General features: G+C 65.2%; 14 protein-coding genes. 4 read left to right on the top strand and 10 right to left on the bottom strand.

Going from position 1 to position 16106, the window contains the following annotated elements; translation table 11 throughout:
• The first annotated feature begins 68 nt into the window (after nt 1-68).
• Nucleotides 69-1079 carry an isoaspartyl peptidase/L-asparaginase family protein gene (locus RQP53_RS02485; RefSeq protein WP_315648443.1) on the top strand — a complete coding sequence of 337 codons (1011 nt, stop codon included), beginning with the start codon at nt 69-71 and terminating at the stop codon, nt 1077-1079.
• Between the two features lie 165 nt (nt 1080-1244).
• Here the strand turns inward: RQP53_RS02485 and RQP53_RS02480 are convergent, their stop codons facing one another.
• The 4 genes from RQP53_RS02480 to RQP53_RS02465 all read right to left on the bottom strand — a co-directional run bounded on the left by RQP53_RS02480 (nt 1245) and on the right by RQP53_RS02465 (nt 6458).
• Nucleotides 1245-2036 (bottom strand): PEP-CTERM sorting domain-containing protein, encoded by a 792-nt coding sequence (locus RQP53_RS02480; RefSeq protein WP_315648441.1) that lies wholly within the window; start codon nt 2034-2036, stop codon nt 1245-1247.
• A 273-nt stretch (nt 2037-2309) separates the two neighbouring features.
• Nucleotides 2310-5138: an XrtA/PEP-CTERM system TPR-repeat protein PrsT gene (gene prsT, locus RQP53_RS02475; RefSeq protein WP_315648439.1), complete on the bottom strand. Its 2829-nt coding sequence runs from the start codon at nt 5136-5138 to the stop codon at nt 2310-2312.
• A gap of 166 nt (nt 5139-5304) precedes the next feature.
• Nucleotides 5305-5961 (bottom strand): retropepsin-like aspartic protease family protein, encoded by a 657-nt coding sequence (locus RQP53_RS02470; protein WP_315648437.1) that lies wholly within the window; start codon nt 5959-5961, stop codon nt 5305-5307.
• Between the two features lie 2 nt (nt 5962-5963).
• A complete protein-coding gene (locus RQP53_RS02465) occupies nt 5964-6458 on the bottom strand; it encodes a YajQ family cyclic di-GMP-binding protein (RefSeq protein WP_315648435.1) in 495 nt (164 codons plus the stop codon).
• A gap of 93 nt (nt 6459-6551) precedes the next feature.
• Between RQP53_RS02465 and murB the strand changes: the two genes are divergently transcribed.
• Nucleotides 6552-7595 carry a UDP-N-acetylmuramate dehydrogenase gene (murB, locus tag RQP53_RS02460; protein WP_315648433.1) on the top strand — a complete coding sequence of 348 codons (1044 nt, stop codon included), beginning with the start codon at nt 6552-6554 and terminating at the stop codon, nt 7593-7595.
• A 69-nt stretch (nt 7596-7664) separates the two neighbouring features.
• Here the strand turns inward: murB and argG are convergent, their stop codons facing one another.
• The 5 genes from argG to RQP53_RS02435 all read right to left on the bottom strand — a co-directional run bounded on the left by argG (nt 7665) and on the right by RQP53_RS02435 (nt 12771).
• The gene (argG, locus tag RQP53_RS02455; protein ID WP_315648431.1) at nt 7665-9008 is read right to left on the bottom strand and encodes an argininosuccinate synthase; all 1344 of its coding nucleotides are present in this window, start codon (nt 9006-9008) and stop codon (nt 7665-7667) included.
• Nucleotides 9009-9087: 79 nt separating this feature from the next.
• Complete coding sequence (locus RQP53_RS02450) at nt 9088-10218, bottom strand: ABC transporter permease (protein WP_315648429.1); 1131 nt, start codon at nt 10216-10218, stop codon at nt 9088-9090.
• Nucleotides 10218-11162 (bottom strand): ABC transporter ATP-binding protein, encoded by a 945-nt coding sequence (locus RQP53_RS02445; RefSeq protein ID WP_315648428.1) that lies wholly within the window; start codon nt 11160-11162, stop codon nt 10218-10220. Before RQP53_RS02445 ends, RQP53_RS02450 begins: the two co-directional genes overlap by 1 nt.
• Nucleotides 11159-12130 (bottom strand): HlyD family secretion protein, encoded by a 972-nt coding sequence (locus RQP53_RS02440; RefSeq protein WP_315648427.1) that lies wholly within the window; start codon nt 12128-12130, stop codon nt 11159-11161. Before RQP53_RS02440 ends, RQP53_RS02445 begins: the two co-directional genes overlap by 4 nt.
• Nucleotides 12131-12132: 2 nt before the next feature.
• On the bottom strand, nt 12133-12771 hold the full coding sequence (locus tag RQP53_RS02435; RefSeq protein WP_315648426.1) for a TetR/AcrR family transcriptional regulator: 639 nt from the start codon (nt 12769-12771) through the stop codon (nt 12133-12135).
• A 203-nt stretch (nt 12772-12974) separates the two neighbouring features.
• Between RQP53_RS02435 and RQP53_RS02430 the strand changes: the two genes are divergently transcribed.
• Both RQP53_RS02430 and RQP53_RS02425 read left to right on the top strand, forming a co-directional pair.
• Nucleotides 12975-14657: a long-chain fatty acid--CoA ligase gene (locus RQP53_RS02430; RefSeq protein ID WP_315649182.1), complete on the top strand. Its 1683-nt coding sequence runs from the start codon at nt 12975-12977 to the stop codon at nt 14655-14657.
• 81 nt (nt 14658-14738) lie between these two features.
• Nucleotides 14739-15191: a hypothetical protein gene (locus RQP53_RS02425; RefSeq protein WP_315648425.1), complete on the top strand. Its 453-nt coding sequence runs from the start codon at nt 14739-14741 to the stop codon at nt 15189-15191.
• A gap of 36 nt (nt 15192-15227) precedes the next feature.
• Here the strand turns inward: RQP53_RS02425 and RQP53_RS02420 are convergent, their stop codons facing one another.
• A complete protein-coding gene (locus RQP53_RS02420; RefSeq protein ID WP_315648424.1) occupies nt 15228-16100 on the bottom strand; it encodes a DUF924 family protein in 873 nt (290 codons plus the stop codon).
• Nucleotides 16101-16106: the final 6 nt, after the last annotated feature.

Below are 16106 nucleotides of genomic sequence, written 5' to 3'. Positions count from 1 at the left end.
GGCTGCCTGTATGCTGCCACGCGCTTGAATCACCGGCCGCCTGCCGGTGCTGCGGAAGGAGACATCGGATGAGTGTACAAACGACGGCAGTTGGCATTGGTGATCGCCGGCCGGTGCTGGCGATCCACGGCGGGGCCGGCACGCTGCTGCGCAGCGCCATCAGCGCCGAGGAGGAGCAGCGCTACCGCCATGCGCTGGATGAAATCCTGCGGGCAGGTCAAGCGATGCTGGCCGAAGGTGCACTGGCGGTGGAGGTGGTGGTTGAGGCGGTGCGTCGGCTAGAAGAATGCGAGCTGTTCAATGCTGGGCGCGGCGCGGTCTATACCGCGGATGCGAGCCATGAACTGGACGCCAGTGTGATGGACGGGCAGACCCGGCAGGCCGGCGCCGTGGCGGGCTTGCGCTGCACGCGCAATCCGGTGCTGGCGGCGCTGGCCGTGATGCGGCACAGCGAGCATCTGATGTTCATCGGCGACGCGGCAGACCGATTTGCTGCCAGCCACGGCCTGGAGCAGGTTGATCCCTCATGGTTCGGCACGGAAAGCCGGCTGCTTCAGTTGCGGCGCGCGCAGGCCGCGGCTCGCGGTGGCCTGCTCGACCATGATGGACAGGCGCTGAGCTTTGTCACGCCGCCGGCTGCTCCGCTCGATGAGCAGAATAAGTTCGGTACGGTGGGCGCAGTCGCCATGGACGCGGCGGGGCATCTTGCCGCTGCGACCTCCACCGGTGGCATGACCAACAAGCAGGTCGGGAGGGTCGGTGATTCGCCCATCATCGGCGCCGGTTGCTATGCCGACGACGCGACAGTCGCGGTGTCTTGCACCGGTACCGGCGAGGCCTTCATTCGTGCCTGTGCGGCTCATGATGTGGCAGCGTTGATGGCCTATGCCGGGTTGTCGCTTGAGCAGGCGGCGAGGCGGGTTGTGATGGACAAGCTACCGAGCAATGGGGGGCGCGGTGGCCTGATTGCCGTCAGCGCGCGGGGCGAGGTGGCGATGCCCTTCAATACCGAGGGCATGTACCGGGGCTATGTGCGGCTTGGCGAGCGGCCGGACGTGGCGATCTACGCAGCGGCCTGAGCGTTGACAGGTACAAGGGCAGCCGCTGGAGCGGGCTGCTGCTTGTGAACCCGATCTGGCGCGCCCCCACGGTCTGATGCCCACCAAGTAAAAAAGCGACCCGGAGGTCGCTTTTCTCTTGCGGCGAGAGGCAGATCATCGCCTCATCTCCAGACGCAAGACAGTTCAGGCCTTGCTGCCCTTGCGGCGGGTGTAAACCACGCCGAACAATGCCAGGCCTGCCAATGCCAGCGAGCCCGGTTCGGGAGTCTTGCCAGCCGTGACGCGCAGGAAAGTCTGTGAGGCGCCGGTCGGCGTGTAGACGGTGTAGGTATAGGCGCTGGTGCTACCCAAGTTGGACCCATTCACGCTGGTCCAGTTGCCGCTGTTCAGTGCGGCAAGATAGGCGTTGACCTGGGTGACAAAGCCCGAATCAGCCGAGGTGTACTTCAGGCCGCCGGCGGTGCTGCTATAGCCGGTATCGCCTTCAATTTCCCATACGGCGTACTGGAACGCTGCGGACTTGGTCGAATTGCTCAGGCTGTCAGCATAGGCATGCGAATACAGATCTTGCAGCTTGCTCAGCACGGTGGCCGTGTTCTGCACGCCGTAGGACACGGCCGTCTTGTAGGTGGTGTTCGTATAGAGCGCCGTGTAGCCACCGCCGGTGATGAAGTTCGACAGACTGGTGGTGTTGTAGGTCGCCGTCAACGCAGCGGTTGTCAACGGATCCAGGCAATAGACCCAGAAGTTGTCCACGCCGTCGGTGACACCCATCGCACCCAGTGAGGTGCTCTTGGCCGCCAGGCTGCCAAACTTCAGCGTTTCGGTCAGCGTCTTGTTGTTCGACGGTGTCTGCCAGCTCAGCGAACTGGTGGCGTAGGCTTGCGACGAGGCGCCCAGCGCAATCACGCTTGCCAGCGCCATCGCGCTGAAGCGCGCCAGAGAGCCGACTTGATGAGCAGTGTTTGTTTGCATGACAACCTTTTGGAACTTGATTCTTGGACTACCGAGCACTTGGTCGCGAGCGTAACAGGCTGTGCTTTCTCGCCTATCCCGCGAACCGGGGGAGTTCGACAGGGATTGCACAAACTTCACGTTCTCGCTTGCTGCCTCAGTCACGGAAAGGATTCAATGGAAACTAAGCAATATTTGTGCCTGAGTTTCCATCCTCTTGATTTGACTGAAGTTTCCGTTCGTTGGCGATAGGAAACTGTTTGGCTGTAAAAAATGCCGACAGGGGCGCTCAAATCAGAGACCTAACTCGCGACGGGCGCGGGCCAATTCCTCCGCGGGCTGCGGCTTCACTGGTGAGCTCTGAGCTGCCGCCAGTTCGTCGCGCGCCTCGGCCTTGCGCCCACTCTTGGCCAATGCATAGGCCAGGTGAAGGCGAATCTCACCGCTGGTTGGGTTGCGCAAACGCGCTTCACGGAGAAAGCGCAAGCCACCCTCCTTGTCGCCGCGCTGCAGCAGGATCCAGCCCATCACATCATTGACTTCGGCATCATTCGGCGCCAGTTTGACGGCCTTTTCGGCGGCGGCAACGGCGCCAGCGTCGTTGAGTCGCTGCAGCAGGGCGGCGTAAGCGGCCACCGTGCTGGCATTGTCCGGTTCCAGGGCGACGACTTGCGCGAAGCTCTTGCGCGCCTGGTCCATCTTGCCGGCTTGCAGCTGCACCTCGGCCAATGCGCGCAGACTGAGCTTGTCATCAGGCCTTTTCTTGGTCCAGCTCTCCAGCGATTGCAGAGCCTTGTCGGTTTCGCCGCCAGCAATCTGGGCTTGCACCAGCAGCAGTACGACGCTGGTTTCCGGTGCCTTATCCATGGCAGCACGGTAAGCCAGCTGGGCGGCGGCAAATTGGCCTCGCGAGAAGGCGACGTGGCCGGTGGTCAGCAAGGTGGGTACGGTGCCCGGATGCTTGGCCTGCAAGGTCTTGAGCGCTGCATCGATCTTGGCGGCGTCACCGCGCCGACCTTCGATCTCAGTCTGCAGCACCAGCGCCTGCAGATCGTCAGGCTTGGCTTGCAGGGCTTTCTGGACGTTGTAGCTGGCCTGGTCGATACCGCCGGCCATCAATTGCATACGACCGATGGCAACCTGCTTGTCGGCGTCGAACTCGGCCAGCCTGGTGGCTTCCTGCAAGCTGAGGCGGGCATTGGTTGATTCGCCGGCGGCCAGGTAGGCGCGGCCCAGCGCCAACTGCACGGCGAATTTGCTGGGCTGCTTGCCGGCCAGCATTTTGGCGGTCTCCAGCGCCTTGTCGACCTGGCGCTGGCTGCTGTAGTAGTCAATCATCGCCAACCCTGGGCGCGGGTCCTGGCGCTGCACATCGTCGGCCTTTTGCCATTGGCGCAGGGCTTCAGCGGGGCGACCGGCGCGCAATTCCAGTGTGCCCAGTTCAAACAGCACGTCGGGGTCGTCCTTCATGCGGGTGAGCATCTGCGTCAGTCGTGTCCGCGCTTCGTCAAAGCGCCTTTCCTCGATGTCCAGCCAGCTCAGATTGATGCCTGCCGGACGGAAGGCCGGGTCCTTGGCCAGCACCTGCTGGAAGGCGGCGCGGGCGCCGGCCTTGTCGCCGATACGGCCGCGAACGTTGCCGAGGAAGTTGATCATCGTCAGGTTGTCCGGCTCGCGCTTGACGATGGTCTCGGCAATCTGCAATGCCTTGGCGCTTTGCCCCTGACGTGCGAAGGTCAGCGCCAGCTGCACGCCAGAGCGGGTGTCGGCCGGATTGGCGGCATAGGCTTTTTCCAGATTGCTCAGGCCCTGCTTGTCCAGCCCAAGGCCCAGCTGGCTGAAGCCCAGTTCGCGCACGGCGTCGGCGCTGTTGCTCTTGGCGGCGGCGCGCTCGAACAGCTCGCTGGCCTGCGGATAGCGTTTGCGGGCCAGCTGGATGGATCCCATCATGTAGAGCGCCTGCGTGTCGTCAGGGTTGTTGCGCAGCATGGTCTCAAGGATGGGGACGGCAAGCGTGAAGTCCTTGGACTGCACGGCAATCGAGGCCAGCAGCATCTGCCCGACATAGTGCTTGGGGTTCAGCGTGAGGATGGTGCGCAGGTATTCACGCGCCTTCTCCAAATTGCCCAATGCATGGTGCGATAGCGCACCGGCCATCATCAGCGGCTCATCGCCAGCAACCAGGCCGGGCGGTAGTGCGTCGATCTGGTCAACCGCCTCGGCATAGTTGGTCTTTGCCGCGGCAGCATCACCAGCCCGCGTCGCCAGCAGGGCGCGCATATAGGACGCGCGCGGATCGCTGACTTCCCATTCCTTCAGCAGCGCCAGATCCGTCGAAGCCTCTTTCTCACGGCCCAGGCTGAGCAGCGCAAACGCGTGGCCGACGCGCGCGTCAATATGCTTTTTGTCCAGCGCCAGCGCTTTCTCCTGCGCAGTGGCCGAACCTTTGTAATCCTGCATCGCATAGAGCACCGTGCCCAGCGTATACCAGGCAGCGGGCTTGTCAGCGCCTAGTTCGGTCGCACGGCTGGCACTGGCCTTGGCCTTGTCGCGCTCGCCGGCTCGCAGGTACATCAAGGCTTCGGCAATGAAGGGAGAAGCGGAGCGTGGGTCGAGCGCCTTGGCATCGCTGAAGCTTTTGGTCGCCAAGGTGATGTTGCCGCTCATTGCATAAGCGGTACCTCGCAAGGTCAATACCTCGGGCTGCAAGGCAGGCAACAGGCTTTGAACGGTCAATTCGTCGAGCAGCTTCTTGCGTTCGCCCAGCAGCAGGTAGAGCTGGCCCAGTGGAATGGCCACTTCATTGCGGCTGACACCTTGCTTGAGCGCCTCCTCGAACGCCGCTTCAGCACCCTTGAGCTCACCGACCTTGAGCAGCACCTTGCCGAGCAGCAGGTGGGCGGCCAGCATCTTGTTGTCTTGCTGAATCGTGTTCTTCAGCTGGATGGTGGCACCTTCCAGATCGCCCTTCTCATAGCGCTGCAGCGCGTCCTCATAGAACTTCGCTGCCTTCTCGGGCGTGGCCGGGGCCAGACCGGCCAGGCTGAGCAAGAGCATCGCGGTGAGCAAGGGCCGAGCGGTGCGCGGCATCGGGTGCTTGTTGGGCGAGAAAGCTTGAGTCATGGGGCTTGCGGCACTTTCGGTTCTGGATCGCTCGGACAGGCTCAGCAGCGGGCGCCATCCGGGCAGGTGGCCGAGTATCGCGGAGCCGAGGCGGCTGTATCGCGTCACGGCAGGAGTCAACGCACGGTGACGGGGATTTCTCCCGCCGCCGGACGGCCTGGTCGTCTCAGTAGCGCAGATCCAGCGTCATCGTGTCATTCTCACGACGCATCTGGAAACGGGTCAAAAAGCTGTTGCCCAGCAGCACATGGCTCATTTGCGCCGGCAGCACGATGGCCTCGACATTGCGCACCTCAACATCGCCGATGCGCACCGAGGCCAGCGTGAGCAAATGGGCGGGGACGGCGCCATTGGCGGTCTGCGTCATGATGCGCGTGCCCTCACGGTAGCGCAGGCCGATCTTCTCGGCCTCGGCCTGGCTGATCGAGACGCTGGTGGCGCCGGTATCGATCAGGAACTCGCTGCTGTGCCCGTTGATGCTGCCGACGGTGGTGAAATGTCCACCCGGCCCGGAGGCGAGCACGACCTTGCGACCGGCAGGTTGGCCGGCTGCGCCATTGCCCAGTCGTACCGGCGCAGCGCCCAGCTGCAGCACCTGGCGGCGCCCGCCCAACTCGATCTGCACCGAGCCATCGTCGACCGAGAGCAGGCGCACGCCCTGGACCGTCTGGCCGACGCTGATGGTGCGCGCCTCGCCGTCAATCACCAGCAGCGCCGCCTTGCTGCCCAGGCTGCCGTTGAGGCTGACGCTGGGCTCGGCGTGAACAGGGGAAAAGCCCAGAACGAGCAGGGACAGGGCAGCCAGCGCCGCGGAGGCTTTCATGCTCAGTCGCGGAAGTTGGTGTATTCGAAGGGCTTGTCCGCGAACTCCTTCTTCAGCATGGCAATGGCCACCTGCAGGTCGTCGCGGTTCTTGCCGGTGATGCGCACCACATCGCCCTGGATGGAGGCCTGCACCTTGAGCTTGCTCTCCTTGACCGCGGCGACGATCTTCTTGGCCAGATCGGCCTCGATGCCATTGCGGATCTTGTAGACCTGGCGGACCTTGTCGCCGCCGAGCTTTTCAAGCTTGTCCTGCTTGTCGAGGAAGCCGATGACGACGCCTTGCTTGGTCAGCTTGCCGTAGAGCACGGCCTCGATCTGCTCGATCTGGAAGTCGCTGTCGCCGATGGCGTGGATTTCCTTTTCCTTCTCTTTCAGCTCGACGCTGGCGCTGGTGCCCTTGAAATCGAATCGCGTGGCGATCTCTTTCTTGCTGTTGTCAACGCCATGGCCGATGTTGACCATATTCGGTTCGAGTTTGGTGTCAAAGCTGGGCATATTCTTTTTTATCGGTTACGGGCGGGGGGCACCCGGTGGATCTGGGAAAATTCTGCCATGCAAGAGCCCGCTGTAAATCCCTCAAATGGGCAGATGCCTGAAGTGACCCTGAATACGGAATTCGAGGTCAATCTCAAGCCCTACAACACCTTCGGCCTGCCGGCACTGGCACGGCGACTGGTGCGCATCCGCTCGGAAGCCGATGTGCGCCGGGTCGTCGACCACCCTGACTACGGCCGTGCACCGAAATTCGTGCTCGGTGGCGGCAGCAATATCGTGCTGACGCGCGATGTCGAGGCCGTGGTGCTGAAAATGGAAATACCGGGGCTTCGCTTGCTGGAAGAGCGCGAAGACGCCTTCATTATCGAGGCAGGTGCCGGCGTGCCCTGGCATGAACTGGTGCGCTGGAGTATTGAGCAGGGCATTGGCGGGCTGGAAAACCTGGCCTTGATCCCTGGCACCGTGGGTGCGGCGCCGGTGCAGAACATTGGCGCCTATGGGGTCGAACTGAAAGATCGCGTCGACAGCATCGAGGTGGTGGACCTGGTGACGGGACGGCGCGCGCTGATTCCGGCCTCGGTCTGCCGTTTCGGCTACCGAGACAGCGTCTTCAAGCGCAGCGATTTCGGCGGGCTGGCCGGCAAGAGCGTGATCACCCGGGTGCGGCTACGCTGCCCCAAGCCCTGGCAGCCGGTGCTGGGCTACCTCGATCTGGAGCGCAAGATGGCCGAAACCGGCATCTCGGCGCCCAGCGCCCGGCAGATCTTCGACTGGGTCTGCGAGATCCGCCGCGCTAAGCTGCCAGACCCGGCGGTGATCGGCAATGCCGGCAGTTTTTTCAAGAATCCGGTGGTCAGCGCCGAACAGTGTCGCGACATCATTGATCGCGACCCCGGCATCGTTCACTATCCGATGCCTGACGGCACGGTCAAGCTGGCCGCCGGTTGGCTGATCGATGCCTGCGGCTGGAAGGGCAAGGCGGTCGGCGGTGCGGCGGTCTATGAGCGCCAGGCCCTGGTGCTGGTCAATCGCGGCGAGGCGCGTGGCGCCGAGGTGGTAACGCTGGCCCGGGCGATTCAGGAAAGCGTCTACGGCCGCTTCGGTATCCGGCTGGAGCCGGAACCCATCCTGCTCTAGATGGAAAAAAACCTCGCGATCAGCCCGGCAGGAGCTGAAAGCGAGGCCCTTCGGCGGCAGCGCGCGGGGTCAGGCCTTGCTGCTGTCCTTCAGCTGCGGCAGGCTGGAGGCGTTGCCGGGCGAGAGCAGGCCGACCTGGGCATAGGTCGTCAGCTTGTCTCGCGTGTCGACGATGTCCAGATTGCGCATCGTCAGCTGACCGATGCGGTCGGCCGGCGAGAAAGGCGCGTCCTCGACCTTTTCCATCGACAGACGCTCGGGCTTGTAGGTCAGGTTGGCGCTCCTGGTGTCCAGCAGCGAGTAGTCGTTGCCGCGGCGCAGTTCCAGCGTGACTTCGCCGGTGACGGCGCGCGCCACCCAGCGCTGGGCGGCTTCGCGCAGCATGATGGCTTGCGGGTCGAACCAGCGACCCTGGTAAAGCAGGCGGCCGAGCTTGCGGCCGCTTTCGCGGTACTGCTCGATCGTGTCCTCGTTGTGGATGCCGGTGACCAGGCGCTCGTAGGCGATGTAGAGCAGGGCGAGGCCTGGGGCCTCGTAGATGCCGCGGCTCTTGGCCTCGATGATGCGGTTCTCGATCTGGTCGCTCATGCCCAGGCCATGGCGGCCACCGATGCGGTTGGCTTCCAGCAGCAGGGCGACCGGGTCGCTGTACTCGACGCCATTGAGTGCCACCGGCTGGCCTTCCTCAAAGCGCACGGTGACTTCTTCGGCCTTGATCTGCACATCCTCACGCCAGAAGGCCACGCCCATGATGGGATTGACGATCTTGATGCCCGAGTTCAGGTGCTCCAGGTCCTTGGCCTCGTGGGTGGCGCCGAGCAGGTTGGAGTCGGTCGAGTAGGCCTTCTCGGCCGACATCTTGTAGCCGAAGCCGGCCTTGGTCATGAAGGCGGACATCTCGGCACGGCCGCCGAGTTCATCGATGAACGTCTGGTCCAGCCAGGGCTTGTAAATCTTCAGCGAGGGGTTGGTCAGCAGACCGTAGCGGTAGAAACGCTCGATGTCATTGCCCTTGAAGGTCGAGCCATCGCCCCAGATGTTGACATCGTCCTCCTTCATCGCGGCCACCAGCATGGTGCCGGTCACCGCGCGGCCGATCGGCGTGGTGTTGAAGTAGGTGACGCCGGCGGTGCTGATGTGGAAGGCGCCGCTTTGCAGCGCGGCAATGCCTTCATGAACCAGCTGGGCGCGGCAGTCGACCAGCACGGCCTTCTCGGCACCGTACTCCATCGCCTTGCGCGGGATGGCGTCGTAGTCCGGCTCGTCGGGCTGGCCGAGGTTGGCGGTGTAGGCGTAGGGAATCGCGCCCTTGTTGCGCATCCAGTGCAGCGCGGCGCTGGTGTCCAGGCCACCAGAGAAGGCGATGCCGACCTTCTGGCCGGCGGGGATGTGCTGAAGAATCGTTGAAGACATGGCGAAGGGACTGCAGGATGCGGAAGGGAACGCCGATTCTAGGCGGCATGCGCGCAGCGGCCTGCATGCCCCTGCCGATTCAATCCAGCGTCCTTCGGTAGCGGGCAAGCGCCACTGCGCCGGCGACGAAGAGAAAGGCCAGCAGAGGCCACAGCTCGGGCAGCAGCAGCGGCAGATCGCTGCCCTTGAGCATGATGCCGCGCACGATGCGCAGGAAATGCGTCAGCGGCAAGGCCTCGCCCAGCCATTGGGCCCAGCGCGGCATGCCGCGGAAGGGGAACATGAAGCCCGACAGCAGGATGGACGGCAGAAAGAAGAAGAAGGTCATCTGCAGTGCCTGCAGCTGATTCTTGGCCAGCGTCGAGAAGGTGAAACCGACGCCCAGATTGGCCAGCATGAAGACGCCGATCAGGCCCAGCAGCAGTGCGAGGCTGCCCTGCATCGGCACCTCGAACAACAGCCAGGCGGCGCTCATGATGACGCCCAGCTGCACATAGCCGATCACGACATAGGGCAGGATCTTGCCGACCATCACCTCCAGCGGCGTGACCGGCGTGGCCAGCAGGTTTTCCATCGTGCCGCGCTCGCGCTCGCGGGTCATGGCCAGCGCGGTCAGCATCACCATGGTCATCGTCAGGATGGTGCCGATCAGGCCGGGGACGATGTTGTAGCGCGACAGGCCCTCTGGGTTGTAGCGGCGATGCAGGCGCAGCTCGAAGGGCGCAGCGCGGCTGCGCAAGGCACTGAGCGGGCCACGCAAGGCCGGGTCCAGCGCCGTCTGGCTGAGCTGCTGCAGCGCGGCGATCGCATTGCCGCTGGCCGCGGGGTCGGTGGCGTCGGCGCTGATCAACAGGGCCGGATGCTCGCCGCGCACCAGTCGGCGCTCGAAATCGGGTGGTATGACGATCATGAACTGCACCTCGCCAGCTGCCAGCAGGCGCTCGGCTTCGGCCTCGCTGGCCAGCGTCTGGTCCAGGCGGAAATAGCCGCTGGTCTGCAGCGCGGCCATCAGGCTGCGGCTGAACTCGCCCTGGTCCTGCGCGACCAAAGCGGTCGGCAGGCCCTTGGGATCGGTGTTGATCGCATAGCCGAACAGGATCAGCTGCATGATGGGAATGATCACGGCCATGCCAAAGGTCAGCCGGTCCCGCAGCATCTGCTGGAATTCCTTGATGAAGATCGCCGCCATGCGCGGGAATGAAAAGCCCATCATCGGCCTCCGGCGCTGGCGAAATTGTCCTGAGCGCGGGCAATCAGACTGATGAACACATCCTCCAGCGTCGGTGTGGCTGGCTCGATATGCAGCGTGCCGGTGCCTGGCAGTGCGGCCAGGGCGCGCTCGAGCAGAACCTCATCCTGGGCAGCAATATGCAGCGCATTGCCGAAGGCGGCCACGCTGAGCACACCCTCGGCCTGCTTCAGGCGCTCCACCGTCAGCGCGTCCACACTGCCGTGCAGCGCCCGCACATGCAGCCCGGAGGCGGCAATGATCTCGGCCTCGCTGCCGCGCGCCAGGATGCGGCCATAGGCGATGTAGACCAGCTCGTGGCAGCGCTCGGCCTCGTCCATATAGTGGGTGGAGACCAGCACGGTGATGCCTTCCTGCTGGGCGAGGCGGTGGATCTCGTCCCAGAAATCGCGGCGCGCCTTGGGGTCGACGCCGGCTGTCGGTTCGTCCAGCAGCAAGAGCTTGGGCTCGTGCAGCAGGCAGGCCGCCAGTGCCAGGCGCTGCTTCCAGCCGCCCGACAGGGTGCCGGCCAGTTGCTTCTGCCGGCTGGCCAGGCCCAGCCGCTCAAGCGCCCGGTCGACCGCAGCCTGGCGTTGCGGCATGCCAAACAGCCGGGCGACGAAGTCCAGGTTCTCGCGGATGCTCAGGTCCTCGTAAAGGCCGAACTTCTGCGTCATGTAGCCGACCTGGCGCTTGATCGCTACCGCGTCACGGCGGAAATCCAGACCCAGGCAATGGCCTTCGCCCGCGTCTGGGGTCAGCAGCCCGCACAGCATCCGTATCGTCGTCGTCTTGCCGCTGCCGTTGGGGCCAAGAAAGCCGCAGATGCGACCCGGGGCCAGCTGCAAATCGACCAGGTCGACGACGGCACGTCCGCCGTAGCGCTTGGACAGGCCGCGTACATCGATGGCCAGCAGGCTGCTCATGGCGCCAGCCTGACGTCCAGGGGCTGACCCGGGTGCAGGCGCTCGGCCTCCTGCACCTGCTCGGGCCTGGCCTCGACCATGAAGACCAGCTTGGCGCGCTGCTGGTTCGAGTACAGCACCGGCGGGGTGTATTCGGCCTGCGGCGCGATATAGCTGATGCGCGCAGGCACGGCAGCCGGGCAGCCGTCACAGCTCAGCAGCACACGCTGTTGCAGCGCCAGCTGGCCCAGCGCGGGCTCAGGTACATAGAACCGGGCCTTGCGCTGCGCCGGAGGCAGCAGCGCCAGTACCGGCTGTCCGGCATTGACCCATTCGCCGGGCCGGTAGTAGACCGCCGTGATGCGCCCACTCTGAGGGGCCGCCTGCTGCAGCTGTGCCATCCGCCAGTCGCTCTGCGCCTTGGCGCTGCTGGCAGCGCGAGCCAAGGCCTGCGCGGCGGCACGTGCGTCGTCGCGGGCCGGCAGCCTGGCGCTTTGCAACGCGGCTTCCAGTTCGGTGACGCGGGCCTGGGCCTGGCGCAGGACGGTGGCGGCATCGTCGGCGCGGGCACGGGCGACAAAACCCTGATCCTGCAGTTGCTGCTGGCGCTGTGCGTCGGCTCGGGCCAGGTCCAACTGCGCGCGGGCCTGACGCAGCTGGGCTTCGGTGATCGCCAGCTCCTCACGGCGTCGACCTTTGTCGGCATCAAGGGCCTGGGCGCGGGCGCTGTCGGCACGGGCCTGGGCCTCGGCGCTGAGCGCGGTCTCCGGGCCCGGGTCCAGCGTGAAGAGCAACTGCCTGTCGACCACCGCCTGGCCTTGCTCCACCGCCAGCTGGCTCAGACGCCCGGCCACGGGCGCGGCCAGGTAAAGCGTTTCGCCCTCGGCGTAGCCGGTCCAGCCCGCGGTATCGGGCTTTGAGCAGCCTGGCAAGGCCGCCAGCAGGGTGATCAGCGCCGCAGTGGCCGGGCGTGCAGGTGACATCAGCATCATCAATCTCCGGGAACGTGAGGCGCCAAGGCGGCCAGTGCCAGTTCGATGCGAGCCGCGATGGCCTCGCCCGACAGCACCTGGGCCTCGATCAGGCCGCTCAGCGGCGCCGGCGCGACACCCAGGCGCAGCGCGCCGCCGGCCAGCAGCAGCGGCGCGACAACGGCGCCGATCAGATAGGCAAAGGTGGACAGCAGCGGCGCGGCGCGCAGCTCGCCGGCGGCCTGCGCTTCGCTGATCAACTCCATCAGCAGGCCGAGGTGGCGGGGGGCATTGGCGCGCATGAATTCCAGTGCCACGGTTTCGCCGGCTTGCGCGTCGGCCCAGAGCCGGCCGATCAGCTGCCGATGCTGCGACACGAAGCCGGCCAGCGCGGCCAGGCAGGCGCGTAACCTCTGCAATGCGCTGCCTTGGCTGGCGGCCTCGCCGCTGAGCGAGGCAAACATCTGCTCGTAGTACTGCTGCAGCAGGCTGCGCAGAAAGCCGGCCTTGCTGCCGAAGTGGTAGTGAACCATGGCCGGGTTGACCCCGGCCGCTTCTGCCAGGCGCCGCACCGACAGCCCGGCACAGCCCAGTTCGATATAGAGCCGCTGCCCGGCTTCGAGCAGGGCCTTGTCCTGGGCTTGGGACGGGCGTGGCATGGGTGAATTATTAATCGTATGTTTAATAACTGGCAAGCGCTGTTGCCGCAGGCCCCGATTGCTGGCTTTCCCGCAGGCTGTCGCCGCGGCGACAAGCGCGGTGCGCCGCCTGGAAGCAAGATGGTCGCAAGATGGTCGCAAGAACAAAAGGAGACGTCATGCCAGCCACCGTTTCGCCCCTGGTTCGCCCCGAGCAGCGCGCGATGGCCCGCAGCCACTGGCCGCGCCGGCTGCCGCGCGAGTTGGAAATCCCGGCGACCTCGCTGTGGTTCAACCTGGAAGTCGCGGCGCGTCGCCATCCCGACAAGACGGCAACCCTCTACTGCGGCGCCGCGCTGAGCTATGCCGAACTGGAGCGCCAGGCCCTGGCGCTCGCCGGCTGGCTGCAGGCGCAGGGTGTTCAGGCCGGCGATCGGGTCGCCTTGTTCATGCAGAACTGCCCGCAGTTTCTGGTCGCGTTCTACGCCATCAACCGGGCCAATGCGGTGGCGGTGCCGGTGAATCCGATGAACCGGGTCGACGAGTTCGGGCACTACATCCGCGATCCCGAAACCAAGGTGGTGATCTGCAGCGCCGATCTCGCGGCCATCGTCGCAGCGGCTAACGAGGCGCTGCCGGCCGAGCAACGGCTCCGGGCCTTGCTGGTGACCAGCTATGCCGATGCCTTGCCGCCCGACGGCATTCCCAGCGAACTGGGCTTGCCCGAGGCGATGCGGCAATGGCTGCTGGCCGAGCCGGCGTTGCCAGCCGGGGCCCAGCACTGGGTCGATGCGCTTGCTGCGGGTCAGCGCCCCGGCCCGCACACGGCGCAGGCTGACGATCTGGCCTTGCTGCCTTATACCTCGGGCACCACCGGCCTGCCCAAGGGCTGCATGCACAGCAACCGCACGCTGATGGCCAATGCCTGTGGCGGCGCGCAATGGGGCATGGCCTCGGCCGAGTCGGTCGGCCTGGCCGTTGTGCCGATGTTCCATATCACCGGCATGCTGTATGGCGTGCTGGGGCCGGTCTACCAGTGCATGACGCTGGTGATCATGCCGCGCTGGGATCGCGAGCTGGCCGGTCAGCTGATCTCGCGCTACCGGGTCACGCACTGGACCTGCATTCCGACGATGATCATTGATCTGTTCGGCAGCCCCAACTACAAGCGTTTCGACCTCTCCAGCCTGTTCTACCTGAGCGGTGGCGGTGCGGCGATGCCGCAGGCGGTGGCCGAGCGGCTGCAACAGGAGTTCGGCCTGACCTTCGCCGAAGGCTATGGCCTGACCGAGACGGCCGCGCCCTCACACGCCAATCCGCCCGAGCGGGCCAAGCTGCAATGCCTGGGCATGCCGATCTTCGGTGTCGATTCGCGGGTGATCGATCCGGTCACGCTGGCGGAAATGCCGGTCGGCGAGGTCGGTGAGATCGTCACCCACGGCCCCATGGTGTTCAAGGGCTATTGGCGCCAGCCTGAGGCGACGGCGGCGGCCTTCATCGAGATCGAGGGCAAGCGCTTCTTTCGCACCGGTGATCTGGGCCGCATGGACGAGGAAGGCTACTTCTTCATCACCGACCGGCTCAAGCGGATGATCAATGCCAGCGGCTACAAGGTCTGGCCGTCTGAGGTGGAGTTGCTGCTGTACAAGAACCCGGCCATCCAGGAGGCCTGCATCATCGCCTCGCGGGACGACTACCGCGGCGAGACGGTGAAGGCCGTGGTCGTGTTGCGGGCCGAGGCGCGCGGCACGACGACGGCTGAGGACATCATCGCCTGGTCGCGCGAGCATATGGCGGCCTACAAGGTGCCGCGCATCGTGGAGTTCGTTGACGCCTTGCCCAAGTCGGGCGCCGGCAAGGTCTTGTGGCGGGTGCTGCAGGAGCGCGAGGGGCAGGCCTTGCCCTGAGCTGATCTGAGGCAGTCAAGCAGCAAAAAATGTGGGTAAGTCTGAGGTTAAAGCGCCACAGACCCTTCGTACACTGCTGCCATGGTGCACTGTACAAATTGTGATGCTGAGTTGGGCAGCAAGGCCTTGGGCTGTGTCCACTGCGGCGCGGCGCTGGATGGCGCCTTGGGATGGCGTCCTTCGGGTGCGATGCCGCTCTACCGTTTCGAAGAGGCGGAAGAGGAAGTCTCAGAAGCGCCTTTTGTGGCCTGCTTCCTGGCCGTCGTGCAGCTCTTGCCGCTGTACCGGCTGTCGGTCAACTGTCTGCAGTCCTGCCGCGACAATTTCCTGACGCCGGCGACCGGCATGTTGGCGTTTCTGGTGCTGATCACGCTGATCGCCATCGTGCGCGGGCGGCGCGAGGTGCGGCGGCGTGCGGCAGGCGGGCAGGTGCATTCGCTGCTGCTGCGCCTGTGCGCGCTGATCACGCTGCTGAGCCTGGGTGTGCTGGCCGGTTCGGCGGTGATCTGGGCCGGCGGGCTGCTGGGGCGCTGAGTCGCCCCAAACCAGCATGAGTCGCGCAGGCGCGACTCAGAAGCCGGCGCCGGGTTCGGCCAGATAGGCCAGTTCCTCGGCGCTTGAGGGGCGCCCCAGCAGTGCATTGCGATGCGGGAAGCGACCGAAACGTGCGATCACCGCTTCGTGCCGCCGCGCATAGTCGAGCGCGCCAGCCAGCGTCGGCTGTTCGGCGGCCAGCTGTTCAAAGCACTGCACCGAACGGCGCTGCAGTGCCAGGTCTTCGGCATGCTCCAGCGGCAGGTAGGCGAACCAGCGCTGCAAGGGACTAAGCTGAAGATGCTCACCGCTGTCCAGCAACAGCAGGGCCAGGCGAAGCGCCTGGGCATCGCCAGCGAAGGCGCGGGCGCTGTCGCGGAAGCCGTTGCGGGTGAACTGGTCGAGCAGGAGGATCTGGGCCAGGCGGGCCAGGGGGCTGTTCCAGCCGCTCAGTGCGCCATTGAGCGCCTGCTCGATCAAGTGGCCGAAACGCTGTCGAACTTCGGCATCGAAATTGGCGTCTTTGCGAAACCAGCTCGCCAGGATCTGGCCATCGCTGTCGCTTGAGAGCGCACCCAACCAGAAGTTCAGGATCTCTTGCACCGGCGCTGGCTCCAGCAGCCGCAGCCAGTGTGGCTGGCGGCGCAGGTAGCTGGCGACATAGCTGCAGGCCGGCACGATGGGCCGGGCCTTGGGGGCCGCCCAGCGCAGGCCCGCCTCGACCAGCTGGGCCGCCAGGCCCTGGCCCGTCAACTCGGCCGGCACACCGGTGTGGGTGAAGACGATGTGGCCCTCAGCCTTGAACAGATAGTCCAGCTCGCAGCGCAGGCCCGGCCGGGGCTCGGCCCAGAAGCGCCCCCCCTGGGCTTGTTCTTCATGATGGATGTCGAGGCGGGGCGCGGCGTTCATCGTCTG

Source organism: Roseateles aquae (assembly GCF_032337115.1).
Classification (GTDB): domain Bacteria; phylum Pseudomonadota; class Gammaproteobacteria; order Burkholderiales; family Burkholderiaceae_C; genus Roseateles_C; species Roseateles_C aquae.
The sequence above is the reverse complement of the archived record's forward strand: the minus strand, read 5'-3'. Positions and strand labels throughout refer to the sequence as shown.